The following is a 19,344-nucleotide window of genomic DNA, read 5'->3' as shown; positions in this document are numbered from 1 at the left end:
AAATGAAAAGAAGAAGCATAAAAGAAAAGATATTTTCAGACTATCTAGGAAAAGGTTTTTCTATCTTTTGTGGATTATTAATAATAATTGTAACGGTAGCAATAATATTTTTTATAGGTTCAAAGGGAATACAGTCATTTACTAAACAAGGATTAAATTTTATAAGATTTGTTTTTACAGATAATTGGAATCCGATGGGAATACCAGAGACTTATGGAATATTAGCCTTTGCAGTAGGTTCAACTCTTGTATCTCTTGGAGCATTAATAATAAGTGGACCAATAGCTATAGCACTAGCAATTTTTGTGAATATTATTTCTAAAAAATTAGGAGAGAGGTTTATAAAACCATCATTAGAAATTCTAGTTGGAATTCCATCAGTAGTTTATGGATGGGTTGGACTTATGGTGTTAGTGCCTCTTATAAAAAATATATTTGGAGGTGTAGGGTTTTCTTTACTTGCAGGAATATTAGTTTTAGCATTAATGATTTTACCAACTATTGCAACATTATCAATAGATGCAATAGGTGCAGTACCTAAAATGCATATAGAGGCTTCATATGGACTTGGAGCAACAAGGTGGGAAACAATACGAAAAATAATAATACCTGATGCAAAATCAGGAATATTAACAGGAGTAATATTAGGGCTTGCAAGAGCTTTTGGAGAAGCACTTGCTGTACAGATGGTTATAGGAAATACTGTGAAAATACCAAAAGGAATAAGTGATTCAACATCAACATTAACTAGTATATTAACTATGGATATAACAAATACAGTTAGTGGAAGTGCGTGGAATGATGCATTATGGAGTATGGCATTAATATTACTTATAATTTCATTTATTTTTATCTTAATAGTTAGATTTATAGAAAGAAGAGGTGAGATAAAATAGTGGATAGAAGAAAAGCAGATAAAGTAGCAACAGGAATATTATATTTTGTTAGTGCATGTATAGTAATTTTATTAGCTCTTTTTATAATTTATATTTTTTATAATGGATGGAGAGTGTTAACACCACATTTTATATTAAGTAAGCCTAAAATAATTGGTGCAGGTGGTGGAATAGGACCGCAAATATTTAATTCAGTATATATGCTAATTTTATCATTAATAATTACAGTCCCAGTAGGAATAGGGGCAGGCATATATTTAGCAGAGTATGCAAAGGAAGGCCCAATTATAAAGATAATAAGGCTTTCATTAGAAACTATGGCATCATTACCATCAATTGTAATTGGAATGTTTGGACTTTTGGTTTTCGTAAATATGGCGGGGCTTGGGTATTCAATTTTAGCAGGTGCATTATCTGTAAGTATATTAAATATTCCTGTAATGACAAGAATATCAGAAAGTGCAATAAGGAATGCATCTAAAAAAGTAAAAGAGGCATCGTTAGGACTTGGAGCAACTAAGTGGCAAACTATAGAGAATGTAATTATTCCTACAGCAGCAAAAGAAATTTTAACAGGAATAATATTAGCAGCAGGAAGAATTTTTGGAGAAGCAGCAGCTCTTTTATATACAGCGGGGCTTAGCTCAAGTGGATTAGATTTTAAGAAGTTAAGTTTTGTTGGGCAAAGTTCACCATTTTCTTTATTTAGACCAGCAGAAACTTTAGCAGTACATATTTGGAAGTTAAACTCAGAAGGAATTGTTCCGGATGCAGCACAAATAGCAAATGGAACAGCAGCTGTACTTGTAATAATGGTACTGATATTTAATATAATTGCGAAAGTTATAAGTAAGAAATTAGAAAAATCGATGGGAGTGTAAAGAGGGATTATGAATATCATAGAGACTAAGAATTTAGAACTTTATTATGGAACACATAAGGCATTAAAAGGAATCAATATAGGGTTTGAAAAAAATAAAGTTATTGCACTTATAGGACCATCAGGATGTGGAAAGAGCACATTTTTGAGAACTATAAATCGTATGAATGATTTAATTGAAGGTGTAAAAATTGAAGGTGGTGTCTTTTTTGAGGGACATAACATTTTTGAAGACTATGATGAAATTATATTAAGAAAAAGGATTGGTATGGTATTTCAAAAGCCAAACCCATTTCCTATGAGTATTTATGATAATGTAGCTTATGGACCAAGAATTCATGGAATAAGAGATAAAAAAACATTAGATGAGATTGTAGAAAGAAGTTTAAAAGGTTCTGCGCTATGGGAAGAAACTAAGGATAGACTTAAAAAATCTGCAATGGGACTTTCAGGAGGGCAACAACAAAGACTATGTATAGCAAGAACGTTAGCTGTATCGCCTGAGGTTATACTTATGGATGAACCAACATCAGCATTAGATCCTATTTCAACAGGAAAGGTAGAGGAACTTATAGAAACATTAAAAAAGAAATATACAGTTATAATAGTAACTCACAATATGCAACAGGCTGGAAGAATAGCAGATAAGACAGCATTTTTTTTAAGTGGAGAAGTTATAGAATATGGAAACACAGAAGATATATTTTATAAGCCAAAAGATAAAAGAACAGAGGATTATATAACAGGAAGATTTGGGTAAGGAGAGAATTATGAAAAGAGAGATACATACATTAAGAATAAATGGAATAAATACAAAATTAAAATTCATGGCAGAATTAGTTGGAAATTTTTTAGAAGCTGGAATGATAGCGTTAGAAAGAAATGATAAAGAACTTGCTAAAACTATAATAGAAAAAGATTCTGAAATAGATATATTACAAAAAGAAATAGAAGAAGAATGTATAAAATTTATAGCAACAGAACAACCACTTGCAAAAGACTTAAGAAGAGTATTTACAGCGTCAAAGATAGTTACAGATTTAGAGAGAATAGCAGACCTTACAGTAGATATTTGCAAGATAATTACAAATAATGATTTTACAGAGTTTATAGAAGAAGCAGAAGATATATGGAAGATGGAAAAAGAAATAAAAAATATGCTAAACTTATCTATGGATGCTTATTTAGAGAGAGATACTAAATCTGCATATGATATATGTAAGTTAGATGATATAATAGATGAAATTTATAAGAATGTTTTTAAAAATACATTGAAATATATAAAAGTAAATGAAGATAAGATTACACTAGGAACTCAGATACTGTTTATTAGTAAATATTTAGAGAGAATGGGAGATCATGTGACTAATATTTGCGAATGGATTATATTCAGTAAAACAGGGGAATATGTGGATTTAAATGAGTAAATAAAAGTGAAAATATATAGAATAGATTAAATTGTAAATAGAGTTAATAATAAATATATTTCTTGTTCATTGATATATATTTTTTAGCACGTTACAATTAAATTGATAAACTTATTTTAAATTCAGCAATGAAGAAGGAGACGCCATGAATTTAAACGCGTTAGATAAACAAGGAATAAAAGACTTTTGCAAGAAGGAAATAATACTAATAGTAGCAGTTTTATTAGCTATTATTACATCTTTTATATCTCCACCAAAGTTAAGTTATGTTAACTTTAAAGTGTTAATACTATTATTTAATTTAATGGTTGTGGTCACAGCATTAAAAAGTTTTAAATTTTTAGACTATATAGGAACTAAGTTGCTACATAGGGATAAAAGTTTAAGAGGAATATATCTTATAATGATATGTTTAACTTTTTTCAGTTCTATGCTAATAACAGATGATGTTGCACTTATAACTTTTGTGCCAATTAGTTTAATTTTAGCTAAAAAGGCAGGATTTAATCCAACAAAACTTATAGTATTTCAGACAATATCAGCTATATTAGGATGTTCACTAACACCAATGGGAAGCTCTCAGAACTTATATATCTATACACATTTTAATTTAACAGATAAACAGTTCTTTAGCGTAACATTACCAATAACGGTTATAGCATTTATTGTACTATTGATAATTGTATTTGCTCAAAAAAATAGAAACTTAAATGTAGAATTAAAAGAAGTAAAAGTAGAAAGAAAAGCTATGATAATAGTTTATGGAATTTTATTTTTAATTGTTTTAGGTTCAGTGTTTCATGTTGTAAATTATAAAGTTGCATTTGTAATAGTAATTTTAGCAACTTTGGTAATTGATAGAAAATTATTTTTACGTGTTGATTATTCATTAATCATAACATTTACAGCATTTTTTATTTTTATTGGCAATATTTCAGCAATACCAGAGGTTAAGAAACTAATATCAAACTTTTTAATTAATGATTTACACACTTATTTTGTAGCTTTAGGATTAAGTCAATTTATTAGTAATGTTCCAACAACATTATTATTATCACCATTTACTCATAATTATAAAGCACTTATTTATGGTGTAAATAATGGAGGATTATTCTCATTAATAGGTTCGATGGCAAGTATAATATCATACAAATTTGCAATAGCAAGTGGAGAATCAAAATCAGGTACATATATAAAAACATTTGCACTATACAGTCTATGCGTATTGGTGGTATTAATACCAGCATCAATAATATTAATGAAAGTTGTTTAAACGAAAAACTAAAATTCATGTGAATTATAAAAAGAGTTACTTTTAAATTTAAAGTAACTCTTTTTTATAAGAAAAAACTATAGTATAAAACAATGAGTTCTCTACTATAGTTTCTTCAATCAATCTTATTTTGCTAAAGCTTTATCTATAGCTGGTTTATCAAATCCAACTATGAAATTTCCTTCGATATTAAGAACAGGAACTCCCATTTGCTTTGAACCTCTAACCATTTCCTCTCTAGCTTCCATGTTATCTTGAACATTTACTTCAGTATATTCAACACCTTTGCTTTTAAGGTAGTTTTTAGCTTTCACGCACCAAGGACATGAATCAGTTGTATAAATTTTTACCATAATTACACCTCCTAAAATATTATGTAAATTATAATTAAATTTTACCTCAAAAAATGTAGAGACACAAGTAAATTAATGGTTATTCAATAGCGTTTGGTTCAGAGATATTGGAATTAATAAGCAAATTTTCTGCTTCATCTTTTGTTATAGAATTATCAAAGGATTGACTAATATTTGTTTGAGCTGGAGTCTTTAATGGATTTTCTATAATAGGATTTAAAGGGTTTAAAAGATTTAATTTATTAAACATAGTGAAACCTCCTAAATAGTTATATAATTATTATTTGTATAAAAGAAATTATTTATACAAATAATAAAATTAAAAGTTATAGTGGTCTAGACAACTATATTAATATTATATATAATAGAATTAGGAGGAAAACTTATGATAGATAAGAATAGTCCAATACCGGCATACTATCAACTTAAAGAAGAAATTAAGGAAAAAATTTTACAAGGATTTTGGAAATTGAATGAATGTATTGCAAGTGAAAGGGAACTTTCTATGCAATATGAAGTAAGTAGAATGACTGTTAGACAGGCGCTTGGAGAATTAGTTCAGGAAGGGCTTTTAATTAGGGAAAAAGGTAAGGGAACATTTGTATGTGAACCTAAAGTAAAGCAAAAAGACGTTATGAGTTTTACAGATATTATAAAAAAATCTGGAAGAAGTCTGAAAACAGAAGTTGTAGAATTTGAGTTGATAAATACACCAGAGGAAATTTTAGATTTATTAGACTCGGAGAAGGTATATAGAATAAACCGTATAAGAAATGTAGATGCTGAATGTATAGCAAATGAAATTGTACATATTCCAGAAAATATAATACGTGATTTAGATAAGAGCAAATTAGAAGGTTCATTATTTGAAGTATTAGAAGAAGAGGGGTATAAAATAGATCATTCAGAATCAGAGATAACAGCGATAATAATGAATGATTTTTATAAAGATTTATTTAAAGTGTCGGAGGTAAGTCCACTTATACGAACATATGGAAAAACTTTAGATGATACAGGAAAAATTCTTTTTATAGAAGAATCAGTATATAGATCAGATAAATATATATTAGAAGTAAATATTTCAAGACGAGAGGGGATTTTAAAATGAAATTAATAATTGTAAAAGACTATGATGAAATGAGTAGAGTTGGAGCAGAGGAAATGGCTTTTGTAATAAAAAGTAATCCTAAAGCAATATTAGGACTTGCAACTGGAGGAACTCCAGAAGGAATGTATAAAGAGTTAATTAGAATGAATAAGGATAAAGAAATAGATTTTAAAGATATAACTTCAGTAAACTTAGATGAGTATGTTGGTTTATCAGGGGAACATCCACAAAGCTATAGATATTTTATGAATACTCACTTATTAGATTATATCAATATAGATAAGAAAAGAACTTTTGTACCAAATGGATTAGCTGAAGATGTTAATGAAGAAGGTAGAAAATATGATGCTATGATTGATGAACTAGGAGGAATAGATATTCAACTATTAGGTGTTGGAACTAATGGACATATAGCATTTAATGAACCAGACGGAAATTTAGTAGCAGGAACACATTTAACAGATTTAACAAAAAGTACTATAGAATCAAATTCAAGATATTTTGATTCAGCAGATGAAGTTCCAAAGACTGCTGTAACAATGGGACTTGGACAGATAATGAAATCGAAAAAAATATTATTATTAGCAAGTGGAGAAAATAAAGCAGAGGCTATGAAGGAGTTATTTAGCGGAAAAATATCAACTAGTTGTCCTGTAACAATGCTTCAAATGCATAATGATGTAACTGTTGTATTAGATGAAGCAGCAGCAAAGTTATTAAATAAATAATTTTTACAAATGAAAAGAAAAAGTGTGCTATTTTGATTAAAAATAGGCACTTTTTTTTGAAGTAATTAATTTTAAAACGGTATATTTAAACTAATGAGGAACAAGAATAAAAGATAATGAATAAAAAATATAAAATAATTTATATAATTATAAAAGTACGATATAATTAAAAGTATAATTATAAAGATAGAAGATTATTTTTAATACATAAAAATAATTAAGAGTGAAGGGTGTTTTTATGGCTAAGATAAAATCAATATTTACTTGTCAAAAATGTGGATATGAAAGTCCAAAATGGCTTGGGAAATGTCCAGATTGCAATGAGTGGAATACATTTATAGAAGAAATAAAAGATGAAAAAGTAGTAGCTAAAAATAAGATAGCAAAATCGATTACAATAGATGCAATGCCTAAAAGTATTAAGGAGATTAAATCAGGGGAGAGGGAAAGACTTGATACAGGACTAAAAGAGTTGAATAGAGTACTTGGTGGAGGACTTGTAAAAGGTTCTTTAACACTTATATCTGGAGATCCTGGAATAGGTAAATCTACATTATTACTTCAAACAGCAAGTAATATATCGAATAAATATGGTAAAGTTTTATATGTTTCAGGAGAAGAATCTGAGGAACAAATTAAAATTAGGGGAGATAGATTAGGAGTAACTAGCAATGAGTTATTTATAATATCAGAAACTAATTTAGATAAGATTGAAGTATATATAGATCAAATAGAGCCTAAGTTTGTAATTATTGATTCTGTTCAAACTATATATAAAGAGAATGTTACATCAGCACCGGGAAGTGTTTCACAGGTAAGAGAATGTTCAAATCAACTTATGAGAATAGGAAAGAATAAAAATGTTCCATTATTTATAGTAGCTCACGTAACTAAGCAAGGAGAACTAGCAGGGCCACGAGTATTAGAACATATGGTTGATACTGTATTACATTTTTCGGGAGAGAGAACGGAGGAATTTAGAATCCTAAGAACTATGAAAAATAGATTTGGAACAACCAGTGAAATAGGTGTTTTTGAAATGAGGCAAGAAGGACTAGTAGAAGTATTTGATCCTTCAAGTATATTTCTAGAGGATACAAATTTTAATCAAGAAGGATCTGTAGTTATAGGAGTTATGGAAGGTTCAAGACCGATTTTAGTTGAAATACAAGCACTTGTAACAGAAACTAAGGCAGTTATGCCGAGAAGAACAGCAGTAGGAATTGATAACCAGAGATTAAGTTTAATTCTAGCTGTCCTTGAGAAAAAATTAAAAGTGCCATTTTATAATTGTGATGTATATGTAAATGTTGTTGGAGGCCTAAATATAGAAGGTACTACAGCAGATTTAGGATTATCTATAGCACTTGTATCAAGTTTAAAAAATTCAAATATTAATTTACCAAAAATACTAGTAGTTGGAGAAGTCGGATTAACAGGAGAAATTAGACCAGTAACATCAGCTGAAAGACTTGTAAATGAAGCTGAGAAGATGGGATTTGAAAATGTAATAGTTCCATATAGAAATAAAGATAAATTAGTAGGTAGAAAAATAAATGTAATAGGCGTAAATAATATTAGGGAAGCGATTAAAAAGATATTTTAAAAATAGGTGATAAGTATTATGAGATTAGAAAGAGATTTGGAAATAAAGAAAATACTTAAAATGATGTGTCCTGGAACTGCTTTAAGAGAAGGCCTTGAAAATATACTTAGAGCTAAAACAGGAGGACTGATAGTTTTAGGTGATAATGAAGATGTAATGGAACTTGTAGATGGTGGATTTAAAATTAATGCAGATTATTCACCAGCATATGTATATGAACTAGCTAAAATGGATGGGGCAATAGTTTTAAGCAGGGATATAAAAAGAATAGTCTGTGCTAATGCACAGCTTGTGCCTAGTGCAGAAATACCAACTGTAGAAACAGGAACAAGACATAGAACAGCTCAAAGAGTGGCAAGACAAACTAATAAAGTAACAATAGCTATTTCTCAAAGAAGAAATATAATTACCGTATATAAAGGTGATATAAAATATGTTCTTAGAGAAAGCAGTATAATACTTGGAAGAGCAAATCAAGCAATACAAACTTTAGAGAAGTATGTATCTGTGTTAGATAGAGTAATAAACAATTTAAATCTATTAGAATTTCAGGATTTAACAACTCTTTTTGATGTAGTTACAGCTATTCAAAGAACAGAGATGGTAATGAGAATAGTAGAAGAAATAAGAGTATATATATTAGAGCTTGGAAATGAAGGAAGACTTATTTCAATGCAATTAAATGAGCTTATAAGATATGTAGAAAGAGATGGAATACTTCTTATAAGAGACTATTGTTATTATGAAAATGAGTTTAATGATATTTATGATGAAATTCAAAAACTAACTTCAGAGGAATTAATAGATTTAGAAGCAATAGCAAGAACTTTAGGGCATGGATATACTGTACTTGCAGATACTTTAATTTCTCCAAAAGGATATAGAATATTAAGCAAGATTCCAAGAATACCATCTACAGTAATTGAAAATCTTATAAAACATTTTGGAAGTTTTAATAAAATAATAACAGCTGAAATAGAGGATTTAGATAGAGTAGAAGGAATTGGTGAAGCAAGGGCTAAAGCTATACGAAATGGTCTTAGAAGAATTAATGAACAAATTTCATTAAAAGCTGAATTATAAAAAATAAATTGAGCATAATAAAAGCGATATCTGCAAAAGATATCGCTTTTATTATCTAAAATTAAATTTACCAAGTGTGTTGACTTTATGATGCTCTTTTAAAAGAACATCATAAAGATTAATGCCTAATGTATTGCAAAGTGATGTTAAATAGAAAAGGTTATTGCCCATTTCCTTTTCTATAATATCTCTACAATTTTCACATAATGTTCCCGATAAATGAGATTTAAAACAATTTGAAATTTCTTCAAAAGATATATTTTCTGAAGGAAGACATTGTTTCGTAGCATTAATAGAAATACAGCCACAAGTAGTAACAGATTTTATAATAGCACGATTTATTCTAGCGCTAGATTCAGAAAATTTACTAGAAATATCAAGAATACTTTTATGTCTAAGTAAAGAATCATTTACTGAATTTTGGAATTCATCAAATATTATATCCTTCATTATATTCACTCCCTTAATATTCAATATATATAAGTAAAAATAAACCTCTTTAATTGGTATGATATACTAATGAATTTTAAAAATATAGGGGGTATTGTCTAAAAAATAAATTTTGAAGCAGATTGTGATATTAAGAAAAACTTAATTCAAGAGATGTAGTTACTATGGTATACTAAGGATATAGTAAATTTATAAAAAACCCTATAAAGGGGTATTTAATAAGTCTATTATGGCAATACTTTATTATGGAGGTGAAAAAAATGTTAAAAAAATTAACAAGAGGAATTCTTACAATAACAGGATTTCTTATAGGTTATATAATTGGAGATGCTGTATTGAAAATTGAGGCAGTTAAAGAGATAAGCTATCTATCAACTACCTTAGGTTCGGTATTATTTCTTATATTTATTTCTTTATTATTTGGTATTATTCTTTACGCAGCTTCACCAGCAATATATAAGTTAATATCTAATTTAATGGATTATGTAGAAGCTAACATGAAAAATATTTCAGTCAATGAAATAATATATGGTGCAATAGGTGCACTGGTATTATTGATGATTACGTATTTCTTTGGTAAAGGATTAAATAATATATATTTAATAGGACCATTATTATACACATTATTGAATATAGTAGCAGCAATATTAGGTATGAAAATAATGATAAGTAAAAAAGATGATATCAATAACATGCTAATGTCTATTAAAAAAGAGAGAAAAGAGAAGCCTGTAAAGGAAAAGAAAGGAAAACCAGTAAAAATAACAAAAGGATATAAACCATTTCCAAAGGTTCTAGATACATCAGTAATAATTGATGGAAGAATATATGATATTTGTCAAACTGGGTTTATAGAAGGTCCATTAGTTATACCAAGTTTTGTATTAGATGAACTTAGACATATTTCGGACTCATCAGATTCTTTAAAAAGAGTAAGAGGAAGAAGAGGTCTTGATATATTAAATAAAATACAAAAAGAAATTGATATAGAAACTCAGATTTGGGAAGGGGATTTTCCTAAAATAGCAGAAGTTGATGCAAAGTTATTAAAACTTGCACAAGTTATGAATGGAAAAGTAATAACCAATGATTATAATTTAAATAAAGTTGCAGAAGTTCAAGGTGTTCCAGTATTAAATATAAATGAATTATCTAATGCTATTAAGCCAGTAGTTATACCAGGTGAAGAAATGATAGTAGAAGTTGTTAAAGATGGTAAAGAACCTACGCAAGGAGTTGCATATCTTGATGACGGAACTATGATAGTAGTAGAAGGTGGAAGATCATGTATGGGTAAAACTATAACAGTTATAGTTACATCAGTACTTCAAACAGCGGCAGGAAGAATGATATTTGCAAAGCCTAAAGAATAGGAGTTTATAAAATGAATAGTGCAATAATATTAGCTGGTGGAAAAGGGAAGAGAATGGATTCAAATATCAGTAAACAATATATAGAGTTAAATGGAAAACCAATTTTATATTATACTATAAAAAAAATTATGAGTTGCAGTAAGATAGATGAAATTATAGTTGTTGTGCCAGAAGATGAAATAGATTATTGTAGGCAAGAGATAGTAGATAAGTATGATTTGAAAGTTGATTCTATAGTAGTTGGTGGAAAAGAGAGACAAGATTCGGTTTTAAATGGATTAGAGGCGGTGAAAGAAAAAGATATTGTTTTAATTCATGATGGAGTAAGACCTTTTCTAAGTAATAGAATTATTGAAGAAGGAATAAAATTTGCTAGAAAATATAAATGTGCCGCACCAGGAGTGATGCCAAAAGATACTATAAAAGTAAAAGATAATAGATCTTTTTCAAAAGAAACTTTAGATAGGTCATCTTTAGTAGCGATACAAACGCCACAAGTATTTGAATATAATTTAATATTAGAATATCATAGAAAAGTTAAGGAGAGAGGTATTGGAGTTACGGATGATACTTCAGTAGTTGAATTTTTTGGTGAAAAGGTTTATTTATATGAGGGTGAATACACAAATATAAAAGTAACTACACCAGAGGATCTTATACTTGCAAAATATTTATCTAAAGCTAATATTTAGAATTATTGACAGAGAAATATATAAAAGATATAATTAAAAATCATAACTTTATATTATTTACGTTGAAGAAGAATAGTAGAAATCGTCTTTCAGAGAGAAAATCCATAGGCTGTAAGATTTTCAAATAGATTTTGAACCAGCTTTGGAGTTAATAGAAAACTATCGGTTTAATACCGTTATCATTATTCAAAGAAATAAACTTAGGTGGTACCGCGATATAAGTCGCCCTATATGTAAAAATATAGGGCGACTTTTTTATGAATAAACTTATAAAGGAATTTTAGGAGGAAATAATAATATGAAAATGTCAAACATGCTAATAGCAACACTAAGAGAAGTTCCAGCAGAAGCAGAAATAGCAAGTCATCAATTAATGATTAGAGCAGGGTTAATAAGAAAAATGACCTCAGGAATATACAATTATCTACCATTAGGAATTAAGGTTCTTAAGAATGTTGAAGAAATAATAAGAGAAGAGATGGAAGAGAAGGGAGCACAGGAATTATTATGCTCTGCGATTATTCCAGCTGAATTATGGCAAGAATCAGGAAGATGGGATGCTTATGGAGCAGAAATGTTCAGAGTAAAAGATAGAGGTTCAAGAGATTATTGTTTAGGACCAACCCATGAAGAAGTTTTTACAAGTATAGTTAAAAATGAAATAAAATCATATAAGCAATTACCAATAAATCTTTATCAAATTCAAACTAAATATAGAGATGAAAGAAGACCAAGATTTGGAGTTATGAGATCAAGAGAATTCATAATGAAAGATGCATATAGCTTTGATAGAGACCAAGCAGGGTTAGATATAGCATTTAATAAAATGCATGATGCATATGTTAATATATTTAATAGATGTGGATTAGATGCAAAAGGTGTTGAAGCTGATTCAGGAGCAATTGGAGGATCAAATTCAGTTGAGTTCATGGTTAAATCAGAAGTTGGTGAAGATGATGTAGTATTCTGTACAGAATGTGATTATGCAGCTAATATAGAAAAAGCAGAAGCAATGCCAGATGAAATAGTTACAGAAGCTATGGTAGAAATGGAAAAGATAGAAACTCCAGATAGTAGAACTATTGAAGAAGTTTCAAGTTTCTTAAATGTTGATCCTAAGAAAATAGTTAAAACATTATTATATAATGTTGATGGAAAGTGTGTGGCTGTTTTAGTTAGAGGAGATAGAGAAGTAAATGAAGTTAAGGTTGCAAATGCAGCAAATGCAGAAACTGATATAGAACTTGCAACACATGAACAAGTTATGGAAGCTACAAATGCACAAACAGGATTTGCAGGACCAGTAGGAATAAAAGTGGATTTAATGTTAGTTGATGCAGAAGTTAAAGCTATGAATAATATTGTAGTTGGAGCAAATGAAACAGGATACCATTTAAAAGGAATTAATTATGGAAGAGACTTTGAAGGAACGGTTGGAGATTTCAGAAATGTAGAAGAAGGTGAAAGATGTCCTAAATGTGGTGGCAAGATAACAATTGCTAGAGGAACAGAAGTAGGACATATATTCAAATTAGGTACTAAATATTCAGAAGCTATGAATGCTAAATTTATAGATGAAGATGGTAAAGAAAAGCCATTTATAATGGGTTGTTATGGAATAGGTGTAACAAGAACAGTTGCATCAATAATAGAGCAACATCATGATGAAAATGGAATAGTATGGCCATTAGAAGTAGCTCCATATAAAGTATCAGTAATAGCAGTTAACTCAAAAGATGAAGAGCAAATGAGAATTGCAGAAGAAATTTATAAAAACTTAAAATCATTAGGATTAGATGTTTTATTTGATGATAGAAAAGAGAGAGCAGGAGTTAAATTTAAAGATTCAGAACTTATGGGAATTCCAATGAGAGTAGTTGTTGGAAAGAAAATTACTGAAGGTGAAGTTGAATTTAGATTAAGAACAAGTGTGGATAATGAGATAATAAAAATAGAAGAAGTAGAAAATAGAGTAAGAGAAGAATTTAAGAAAAATAATCTTAATTTAAGGTAGAATAAAGAGGAGGAAAAGCATGAAATTATATAATACATTAACTAGACAAAAAGAAGAATTTAAGCCGATAACACCAGGCGAAGTTAAAATGTATGTTTGTGGCCCTACGGTATATAACTTTTTTCACATTGGAAATGGAAGAACTTTTATAGTTTTTGATACTGTAAGAAGATATTTTGAATATAAAGGATATAAGGTAAACTTTGTTCAAAACTTTACAGACATAGATGATAAAATGATTAATAAGGCTAATGATGAAGGTACAACTGTTAAAGAAATTGGAGATAAGTATATTAAAGAATACTATACTGATGCAGATGCTCTAAATATTGAAAGAGCTACAATTAATCCAAGAGCTACAGAATATATTGGGCAAATTATAAAATTTGTTAAAGAGCTTATTGAAAAGGGATATGCATATGAAGTTGATGGAGATGTTTACTTTAGTGCAAGAAAGTTTGAAGGATACGGAAAATTATCTAAGCAAAATTTAGATGAGCTTAATATAGGGAAAAGAGTAAATATAGATGATAGAAAGAAAGATCCAATGGATTTTGCTATATGGAAAGCAAAGAAAGAGGGAGAACCTGCATGGAAGTGTCCATGGGGTGAAGGAAGACCAGGATGGCATATTGAATGTTCATGTATGGCAAAAAATATATTAGGTGATACTATAGATATACATGCAGGTGGAATGGACCTTGCATTCCCACATCACGAAAATGAGATAGCTCAAAGTGAGGCGTTAACAGGAGAGCCATTTGCTCATTACTGGATGCATTCAGCATATGTAAATGTTAATAATCAAAAAATGTCTAAATCGTTAAATAATTTTTTTACAGCGAGAGATGTTTTAAAAGAATATGATGCAGATGTAATAAGATTTTTAATGTTATCATGTCATTATAGAGTACAATTAAATTACACAAAAGATTTATTAGACTCAGCTAAAGCTTCTGTTGATAGATTATATAATGCAGTAGGAAATTTAGAAAATCTGATTGATGAAGTGAAACTTCAAGAAATGACAGAAGAAGAGAAAATATATTTAGAAAGTTTAAATCAATATAGAGAAAAATATATTGCAAAAATGGATGATGATTTCAATACAGCAGATGCAATAACAGCAATATTTGATTTAATAAAAGATACAAATACAAATGTGACAGTAATTTCATCTAAAGAATTAGTAGAAAAAGCTTTAGAATTAATAAGAGAACTTGGAGCACCACTTGGAATATTACAAAAATCAACTAAAGATACAAAAATAGCAGAAGAAGTTGAAGGATTAATAGAACAAAGACAACAAGCAAGAAAAGATAGAGATTTTGCATTAGCTGATAAGATTAGAGATGACTTAAAAGCTAGAGGAATTATTCTTGAAGATACGGCACAAGGTGTTAGATGGAAGAAGGTTAATTAAAACACTAGGGGATGCTTCAAAATGTTGAAGTATCTCCTTTATTTAAAGGAGATAAAGGATGATAGGAAATTTAAGAGTGAGAGAATTTTCTAAGGATGAGGCTAGAGGATTAAATCCGCTTCAACTAGCATTAGTTGGAGATGGAGCATATGAAATATATATAAGAAATTATATATTAGCTAATAACACGAGTCTTTTAGCTAATAAAATGCATAGAGAAGCAATTGGATATGTAAAAGCACAAAGCCAAGCTAATGTCATGCATGAAATAGAAGATGAACTTACAGAAGAAGAACTATATATTTATAAAAGAGGAAGAAATACAAAATCGGCAACTGTACCTAAAAATGCAGATGTAAGAGATTATAGAATGGCAACAGGATTCGAGGCTTTAGTAGGATATCTATATCTAATTAACAATGTAGAAAGATTAGAATATATATTTGATAGAGCAATAGAAGTATGTAAAAATAAATAATAATATAAAATAAAATTTATTAGAATAGAGGAGAATTATAATATGAAAAAACCTAAAAAGAGCTATAGAGAATTAAAAAAGATGTCTGAAGAGAGAGAAGAAAGATTAAAAAAGAAAAATGCTAGAACAGATAATAACACTAGATTAATAAGAGGTGAAAAGAATAGAAACAGAAGAGAAGAAGCTAGACCAGTAAAACAAGTTAGACCGGTAAAAGAAGATAGAAAAATAGAAGAGGTAGTAGAAATAAGAGAAGACTTAATAATTGGAAGAAATGCAGTTATGGAGGCTTTAAAAGGTAATAAAACTATAGAAGCACTTTACATAAGTAATGGAACGAGAGAAGGTTCAATTAATGCAATAATTGGGATGGCGAAAGATAAGAAAATAGTAATTAAAGAAGTAGAAAAAAGAGCATTAGACTCTATGGTGAATGGAGTTGTACATCAAGGTGTAGTAGCTAAAATAACTCCATATAATTACTGTGAAGTATCAGATATATTAAAGAGAGCAGAAAGAAAAGGGCAAGAGCCATTTATAATAATATTAGATGAAATAGAAGATCCACATAACTTAGGTTCAATAATAAGAACAGCAGAAACTTGTGGAGTTCATGGTATAATAATACCAAAGAGAAGAAATGTAGGAATAACACCAACAGTATATAAATCATCGGTTGGAGCAGTAGAGCATGTTAGAATAGCTAAAGTTACAAATATTAATAAAGCAATAGACGAGCTAAAAGATGCTGGTGTATGGATATATGGTGCTGATATTGAAGGAAGAGAATATAGCCATGAAGTAAACTTTAAAGGTGCTTGTGGAATAGTTATAGGAAGCGAAGGTAGAGGAATATCTAAATTAACATTAAAAAAATGTGATAAGGTAGTGAAAATACCTATGGTAGGAAGAATAAATTCATTAAACGCTTCTGTAGCTGGAGGGATAATGATGTATGAGGTCTTAAAAGGAAGACTAAAATAAGAAAAAGAGGGATGAAAGGTGAAGATAATCTTTGTAGATGGATATAATGTGATTAACAGTTGGCCTAATTTGAAGGTAGGCAAAGATGGATTAGAGGGTGCTAGACAAAAGTTAATAGAAATAATGGAGAATTATAGTAGCTATAAAAATGAACAGGTGATAGTTGTTTTTGATGCACATATGGTTCAAGGTAGTATAGAGAAAAAAGAAGATATCACAAGATTACTAGAAGTTGTATTTACTAAAATGGGAGAAACGGCTGATTCGTTTATTGAACGTGAAGTAGATAGAATTGGGAGAAAGTATGATGTATGTGTAGTAACTTCTGATAATTTAGAACAGCAAACTATATTCCAAAGAGGTGCATCGAGAAAATCTTCACCAGAATTTTATAAAGATGTTATTATAGCAGAAAAAAAAATAAAGGTTGAAACAGAAAAAAATAAAATAAACCATAAAAATAATCTTTCAGATAATATTAATCAAGAAGTTTTAGTGAAGTTAGAAGCAATGAGAAGAAGTAAGTAAAACAGAAAGATTAAAGTTTGACTTTGATTTGTAATTTATTGTATAATAAAATGTATATTTAGGACTTGATTTAAGATAGCAAAGCTAGGAAAATGGTGAGGAATATATGAATAAGCATATAGAATTAGAAAAAAAATCGGATGAAGAAATTGTTGTATACGCAAAAAATGGAGAAAATTATGCACAAGAATATTTAATAAATAAGTATGAGAATTTTGTTAAATCAAAAGCAAAAACATATTTTCTAATAGGAGCTGATAAGGAGGATATTTATCAAGAAGGATTAATTGGATTGTATAAAGCAATTAGAGATTATAATCCTGAAAAACTATCAAGCTTTAAAGCATTTGCAGAATTATGTGTAACAAGACAAATAATCACAGCAATAAAAACAGCAACAAGACAAAAACATATACCATTAAATACTTACGTATCTCTAAATAAGCCTATATATGAAGAAGAATCTGAAAGAACATTATTAGATGTTTTAGCTGGATTTAAAATTACAGACCCGGAAGAACTAGTAGTAAGTCAAGAAGAAATGTTAAGAATAGAAGAAAAAATCCAAGAAAATCTATCAAGTTTAGAGCAAAAAGTTCTTAATTCATATTTAGATGGGAAGTCATATCAAGAAATTGCTTGTGATTTAGATAGGCAAGCAAAATCTATAGATAATGCACTTCAAAGAGTTAAAAGAAAGCTCGAAAAATGCTTGGATATAAAGTGATTATTTATATTGACAAAAGAAAAGAAAAATAGTAAACTTTATAATTGGTATATTGGATAACTTCAATATATTGAGTGCTCACGTAGCTCAGTCGGTAGAGTGTCGCCTTGGTAAGGCGGAGGTCGTCGGTTCAATCCCGATCGTGAGCTCCAAGTCTGAGATTTGAAAAAACGCTAGGCAAGGTTTATTTAGAATTAAAGGAGGAATTTACAATGTCAAAAGCAAAATTTGAAAGAAGCAAACCACACGTAAATATAGGAACTATCGGTCACGTTGACCACGGTAAAACTACATTAACAGCAGCTATTACTACAGTATTAGCTAACAAAGGATTCGCTGAGTCATTCAAATATGACGAAATCGATAAAGCTCCAGAGGAGAAAGAAAGAGGAATCACAATCAATACTGCACATGTTGAGTATGAAACTGAAAACAGACACTATGCACACGTTGACTGTCCAGGACACGCTGACTATGTTAAAAACATGATCACTGGTGCTGCACAAATGGACGGAGCTATATTAGTATGTTCAGCTGCAGATGGTCCAATGCCTCAAACAAGAGAACATATCTTACTTGCATCAAGAGTAGGAGTTGACCACATCGTTGTTTTCTTAAACAAAGCTGATATGGTTGATGATGAAGAGTTATTAGAATTAGTTGAAATGGAAATCAGAGAATTATTAAGCGAATACAACTTCCCAGGAGATGATATTCCAGTAATAACAGGGTCAGCTTTAAAAGCATTAGAAAACCCAACTGATGAAGCTTCAATAAAATGTATCGAAGAGTTAATGGAAGCAGTAGATAGCTACATCCCAACTCCAGAAAGAGCTACAGATAAAGCATTCTTAATGCCAATAGAGGACGTATTCACAATTACAGGAAGAGGAACAGTTGCAACTGGAAGAGTTGAAAGTGGAATTCTTCACGTAGGTGATGAAGTTGAAATCGTTGGATTAAGCGAAGAAACTAGAAAAGTTGTTATAACAGGAATTGAAATGTTCAGAAAATTATTAGACGATGCGCAAGCTGGAGATAATATCGGAGCGTTATTAAGAGGGGTTCAAAGAACTGAGATTGAAAGAGGGCAAGTTTTAGCTAAGCCAGGATCAGTAAACCCACATAAAAAATTCGTAGGTCAAGTATACGTACTTAAAAAAGAAGAAGGTGGAAGACATACTCCATTCTTTGATGGATACAGACCACAATTCTACTTCAGAACAACTGACGTTACAGGATCAATCAAATTACCAGAAGGTATGGAAATGGTTATGCCTGGAGACCACATCGATATGGAAGTTGAATTAATTAACCCAAT

General features: G+C 29.6%; 21 protein-coding genes, 1 tRNA gene and 1 other annotated feature. Of the genes, 19 read left to right on the top strand and 3 right to left on the bottom strand.

Going from position 1 to position 19,344, the window contains the following annotated elements:
• Window positions 1-2 precede the first annotated feature (2 nt).
• The 5 genes from pstC (at window position 3) to ACRDDY_RS16630 (ending at window position 4,476) form a co-directional block, all read left to right on the top strand.
• A complete protein-coding gene (gene pstC / locus ACRDDY_RS16650) occupies window positions 3-896 on the top strand; it encodes a phosphate ABC transporter permease subunit PstC (protein WP_438566059.1) in 894 nt (297 codons plus the stop codon).
• Window positions 896-1,777 (top strand): phosphate ABC transporter permease PstA, encoded by an 882-nt coding sequence (gene pstA / locus ACRDDY_RS16645; protein WP_438566058.1) that lies wholly within the window; start codon window positions 896-898, stop codon window positions 1,775-1,777. Before pstC ends, pstA begins: the two co-directional genes overlap by 1 nt.
• Window positions 1,778-1,786: 9 nt before the next feature.
• Window positions 1,787-2,536: a phosphate ABC transporter ATP-binding protein PstB gene (pstB, locus tag ACRDDY_RS16640; RefSeq protein ID WP_438566057.1), complete on the top strand. Its 750-nt coding sequence runs from the start codon at window positions 1,787-1,789 to the stop codon at window positions 2,534-2,536.
• 10 nt (window positions 2,537-2,546) lie between these two features.
• On the top strand, window positions 2,547-3,203 hold the full coding sequence (gene phoU / locus ACRDDY_RS16635) for a phosphate signaling complex protein PhoU (RefSeq protein ID WP_438566056.1): 657 nt from the start codon (window positions 2,547-2,549) through the stop codon (window positions 3,201-3,203).
• Between the two features lie 145 nt (window positions 3,204-3,348).
• A complete protein-coding gene (locus ACRDDY_RS16630; protein WP_438566055.1) occupies window positions 3,349-4,476 on the top strand; it encodes an SLC13 family permease in 1,128 nt (375 codons plus the stop codon).
• A gap of 125 nt (window positions 4,477-4,601) precedes the next feature.
• Here ACRDDY_RS16630 and ACRDDY_RS16625 read toward each other — a convergent pair whose 3' ends face one another.
• Both ACRDDY_RS16625 and ACRDDY_RS16620 read right to left on the bottom strand, forming a co-directional pair.
• Window positions 4,602-4,829, bottom strand: a complete 228-nt coding sequence (locus ACRDDY_RS16625) for a glutaredoxin domain-containing protein (RefSeq protein ID WP_438566054.1) — start codon at window positions 4,827-4,829, stop codon at window positions 4,602-4,604.
• 79 nt (window positions 4,830-4,908) lie between these two features.
• Window positions 4,909-5,079 (bottom strand): hypothetical protein, encoded by a 171-nt coding sequence (locus ACRDDY_RS16620; protein ID WP_438566053.1) that lies wholly within the window; start codon window positions 5,077-5,079, stop codon window positions 4,909-4,911.
• Between the two features lie 135 nt (window positions 5,080-5,214).
• Here ACRDDY_RS16620 and ACRDDY_RS16615 point away from each other — a divergent pair, with 135 nt between their 5' ends.
• From ACRDDY_RS16615 to disA, 4 genes are all read left to right on the top strand, one after another.
• On the top strand, window positions 5,215-5,937 hold the full coding sequence (locus ACRDDY_RS16615; RefSeq protein WP_438566052.1) for a GntR family transcriptional regulator: 723 nt from the start codon (window positions 5,215-5,217) through the stop codon (window positions 5,935-5,937).
• Window positions 5,934-6,665 (top strand): glucosamine-6-phosphate deaminase, encoded by a 732-nt coding sequence (nagB, locus tag ACRDDY_RS16610; protein WP_438566051.1) that lies wholly within the window; start codon window positions 5,934-5,936, stop codon window positions 6,663-6,665. Before ACRDDY_RS16615 ends, nagB begins: the two co-directional genes overlap by 4 nt.
• Before the next feature lie 238 nt (window positions 6,666-6,903).
• The gene (radA, locus tag ACRDDY_RS16605) at window positions 6,904-8,271 is read left to right on the top strand and encodes a DNA repair protein RadA (protein WP_438566050.1); all 1,368 of its coding nucleotides are present in this window, start codon (window positions 6,904-6,906) and stop codon (window positions 8,269-8,271) included.
• 18 nt (window positions 8,272-8,289) lie between these two features.
• A complete protein-coding gene (gene disA / locus ACRDDY_RS16600; RefSeq protein WP_438566049.1) occupies window positions 8,290-9,354 on the top strand; it encodes a DNA integrity scanning diadenylate cyclase DisA in 1,065 nt (354 codons plus the stop codon).
• A gap of 51 nt (window positions 9,355-9,405) precedes the next feature.
• Here disA and ACRDDY_RS16595 read toward each other — a convergent pair whose 3' ends face one another.
• Window positions 9,406-9,804 (bottom strand): DUF1573 domain-containing protein, encoded by a 399-nt coding sequence (locus ACRDDY_RS16595; protein ID WP_438566048.1) that lies wholly within the window; start codon window positions 9,802-9,804, stop codon window positions 9,406-9,408.
• Between the two features lie 260 nt (window positions 9,805-10,064).
• Between ACRDDY_RS16595 and ACRDDY_RS16590 the strand changes: the two genes are divergently transcribed.
• The 10 genes from ACRDDY_RS16590 to tuf form a co-directional block, all read left to right on the top strand.
• Window positions 10,065-11,177 carry a PIN/TRAM domain-containing protein gene (locus tag ACRDDY_RS16590; protein ID WP_438566047.1) on the top strand — a complete coding sequence of 371 codons (1,113 nt, stop codon included), beginning with the start codon at window positions 10,065-10,067 and terminating at the stop codon, window positions 11,175-11,177.
• Between the two features lie 11 nt (window positions 11,178-11,188).
• Window positions 11,189-11,869: a 2-C-methyl-D-erythritol 4-phosphate cytidylyltransferase gene (ispD, locus tag ACRDDY_RS16585; protein WP_438566046.1), complete on the top strand. Its 681-nt coding sequence runs from the start codon at window positions 11,189-11,191 to the stop codon at window positions 11,867-11,869.
• A 53-nt stretch (window positions 11,870-11,922) separates the two neighbouring features.
• Window positions 11,923-12,102: a binding site (T-box leader), on the top strand.
• A gap of 65 nt (window positions 12,103-12,167) precedes the next feature.
• Window positions 12,168-13,883 carry a proline--tRNA ligase gene (locus ACRDDY_RS16580; protein WP_438566045.1) on the top strand — a complete coding sequence of 572 codons (1,716 nt, stop codon included), beginning with the start codon at window positions 12,168-12,170 and terminating at the stop codon, window positions 13,881-13,883.
• Between the two features lie 19 nt (window positions 13,884-13,902).
• Window positions 13,903-15,306 (top strand): cysteine--tRNA ligase, encoded by a 1,404-nt coding sequence (gene cysS / locus ACRDDY_RS16575; RefSeq protein WP_438566044.1) that lies wholly within the window; start codon window positions 13,903-13,905, stop codon window positions 15,304-15,306.
• A 58-nt stretch (window positions 15,307-15,364) separates the two neighbouring features.
• Complete coding sequence (locus ACRDDY_RS16570) at window positions 15,365-15,784, top strand: Mini-ribonuclease 3 (RefSeq protein ID WP_438566043.1); 420 nt, start codon at window positions 15,365-15,367, stop codon at window positions 15,782-15,784.
• An 81-nt stretch (window positions 15,785-15,865) separates the two neighbouring features.
• Window positions 15,866-16,768, top strand: coding sequence for a 23S rRNA (guanosine(2251)-2'-O)-methyltransferase RlmB (gene rlmB / locus ACRDDY_RS16565; RefSeq protein ID WP_438566078.1), 903 nt, complete (start codon window positions 15,866-15,868; stop codon window positions 16,766-16,768).
• Between the two features lie 18 nt (window positions 16,769-16,786).
• Complete coding sequence (locus tag ACRDDY_RS16560) at window positions 16,787-17,296, top strand: NYN domain-containing protein (protein ID WP_438566042.1); 510 nt, start codon at window positions 16,787-16,789, stop codon at window positions 17,294-17,296.
• Window positions 17,297-17,402: 106 nt separating this feature from the next.
• The gene (gene sigH, locus ACRDDY_RS16555) at window positions 17,403-18,023 is read left to right on the top strand and encodes an RNA polymerase sporulation sigma factor SigH (protein WP_438566041.1); all 621 of its coding nucleotides are present in this window, start codon (window positions 17,403-17,405) and stop codon (window positions 18,021-18,023) included.
• Window positions 18,024-18,099: 76 nt separating this feature from the next.
• A tRNA-Thr gene (locus ACRDDY_RS16550) sits at window positions 18,100-18,175 on the top strand.
• Window positions 18,176-18,235: 60 nt separating this feature from the next.
• Window positions 18,236-19,344, top strand: a 1,109-nt coding sequence (gene tuf / locus ACRDDY_RS16545) for an elongation factor Tu (RefSeq protein ID WP_438566040.1), incomplete at its 3' end; no start/stop codon positions are given.

Origin of the sequence: Clostridium sp., from assembly GCF_051656525.1 — a bacterium.
Classification (GTDB): domain Bacteria; phylum Bacillota; class Clostridia; order Clostridiales; family Clostridiaceae; genus Clostridium.
Note: the sequence above shows the minus strand (reverse complement) of the source record. Positions and strands in the feature narration are given on the sequence as shown.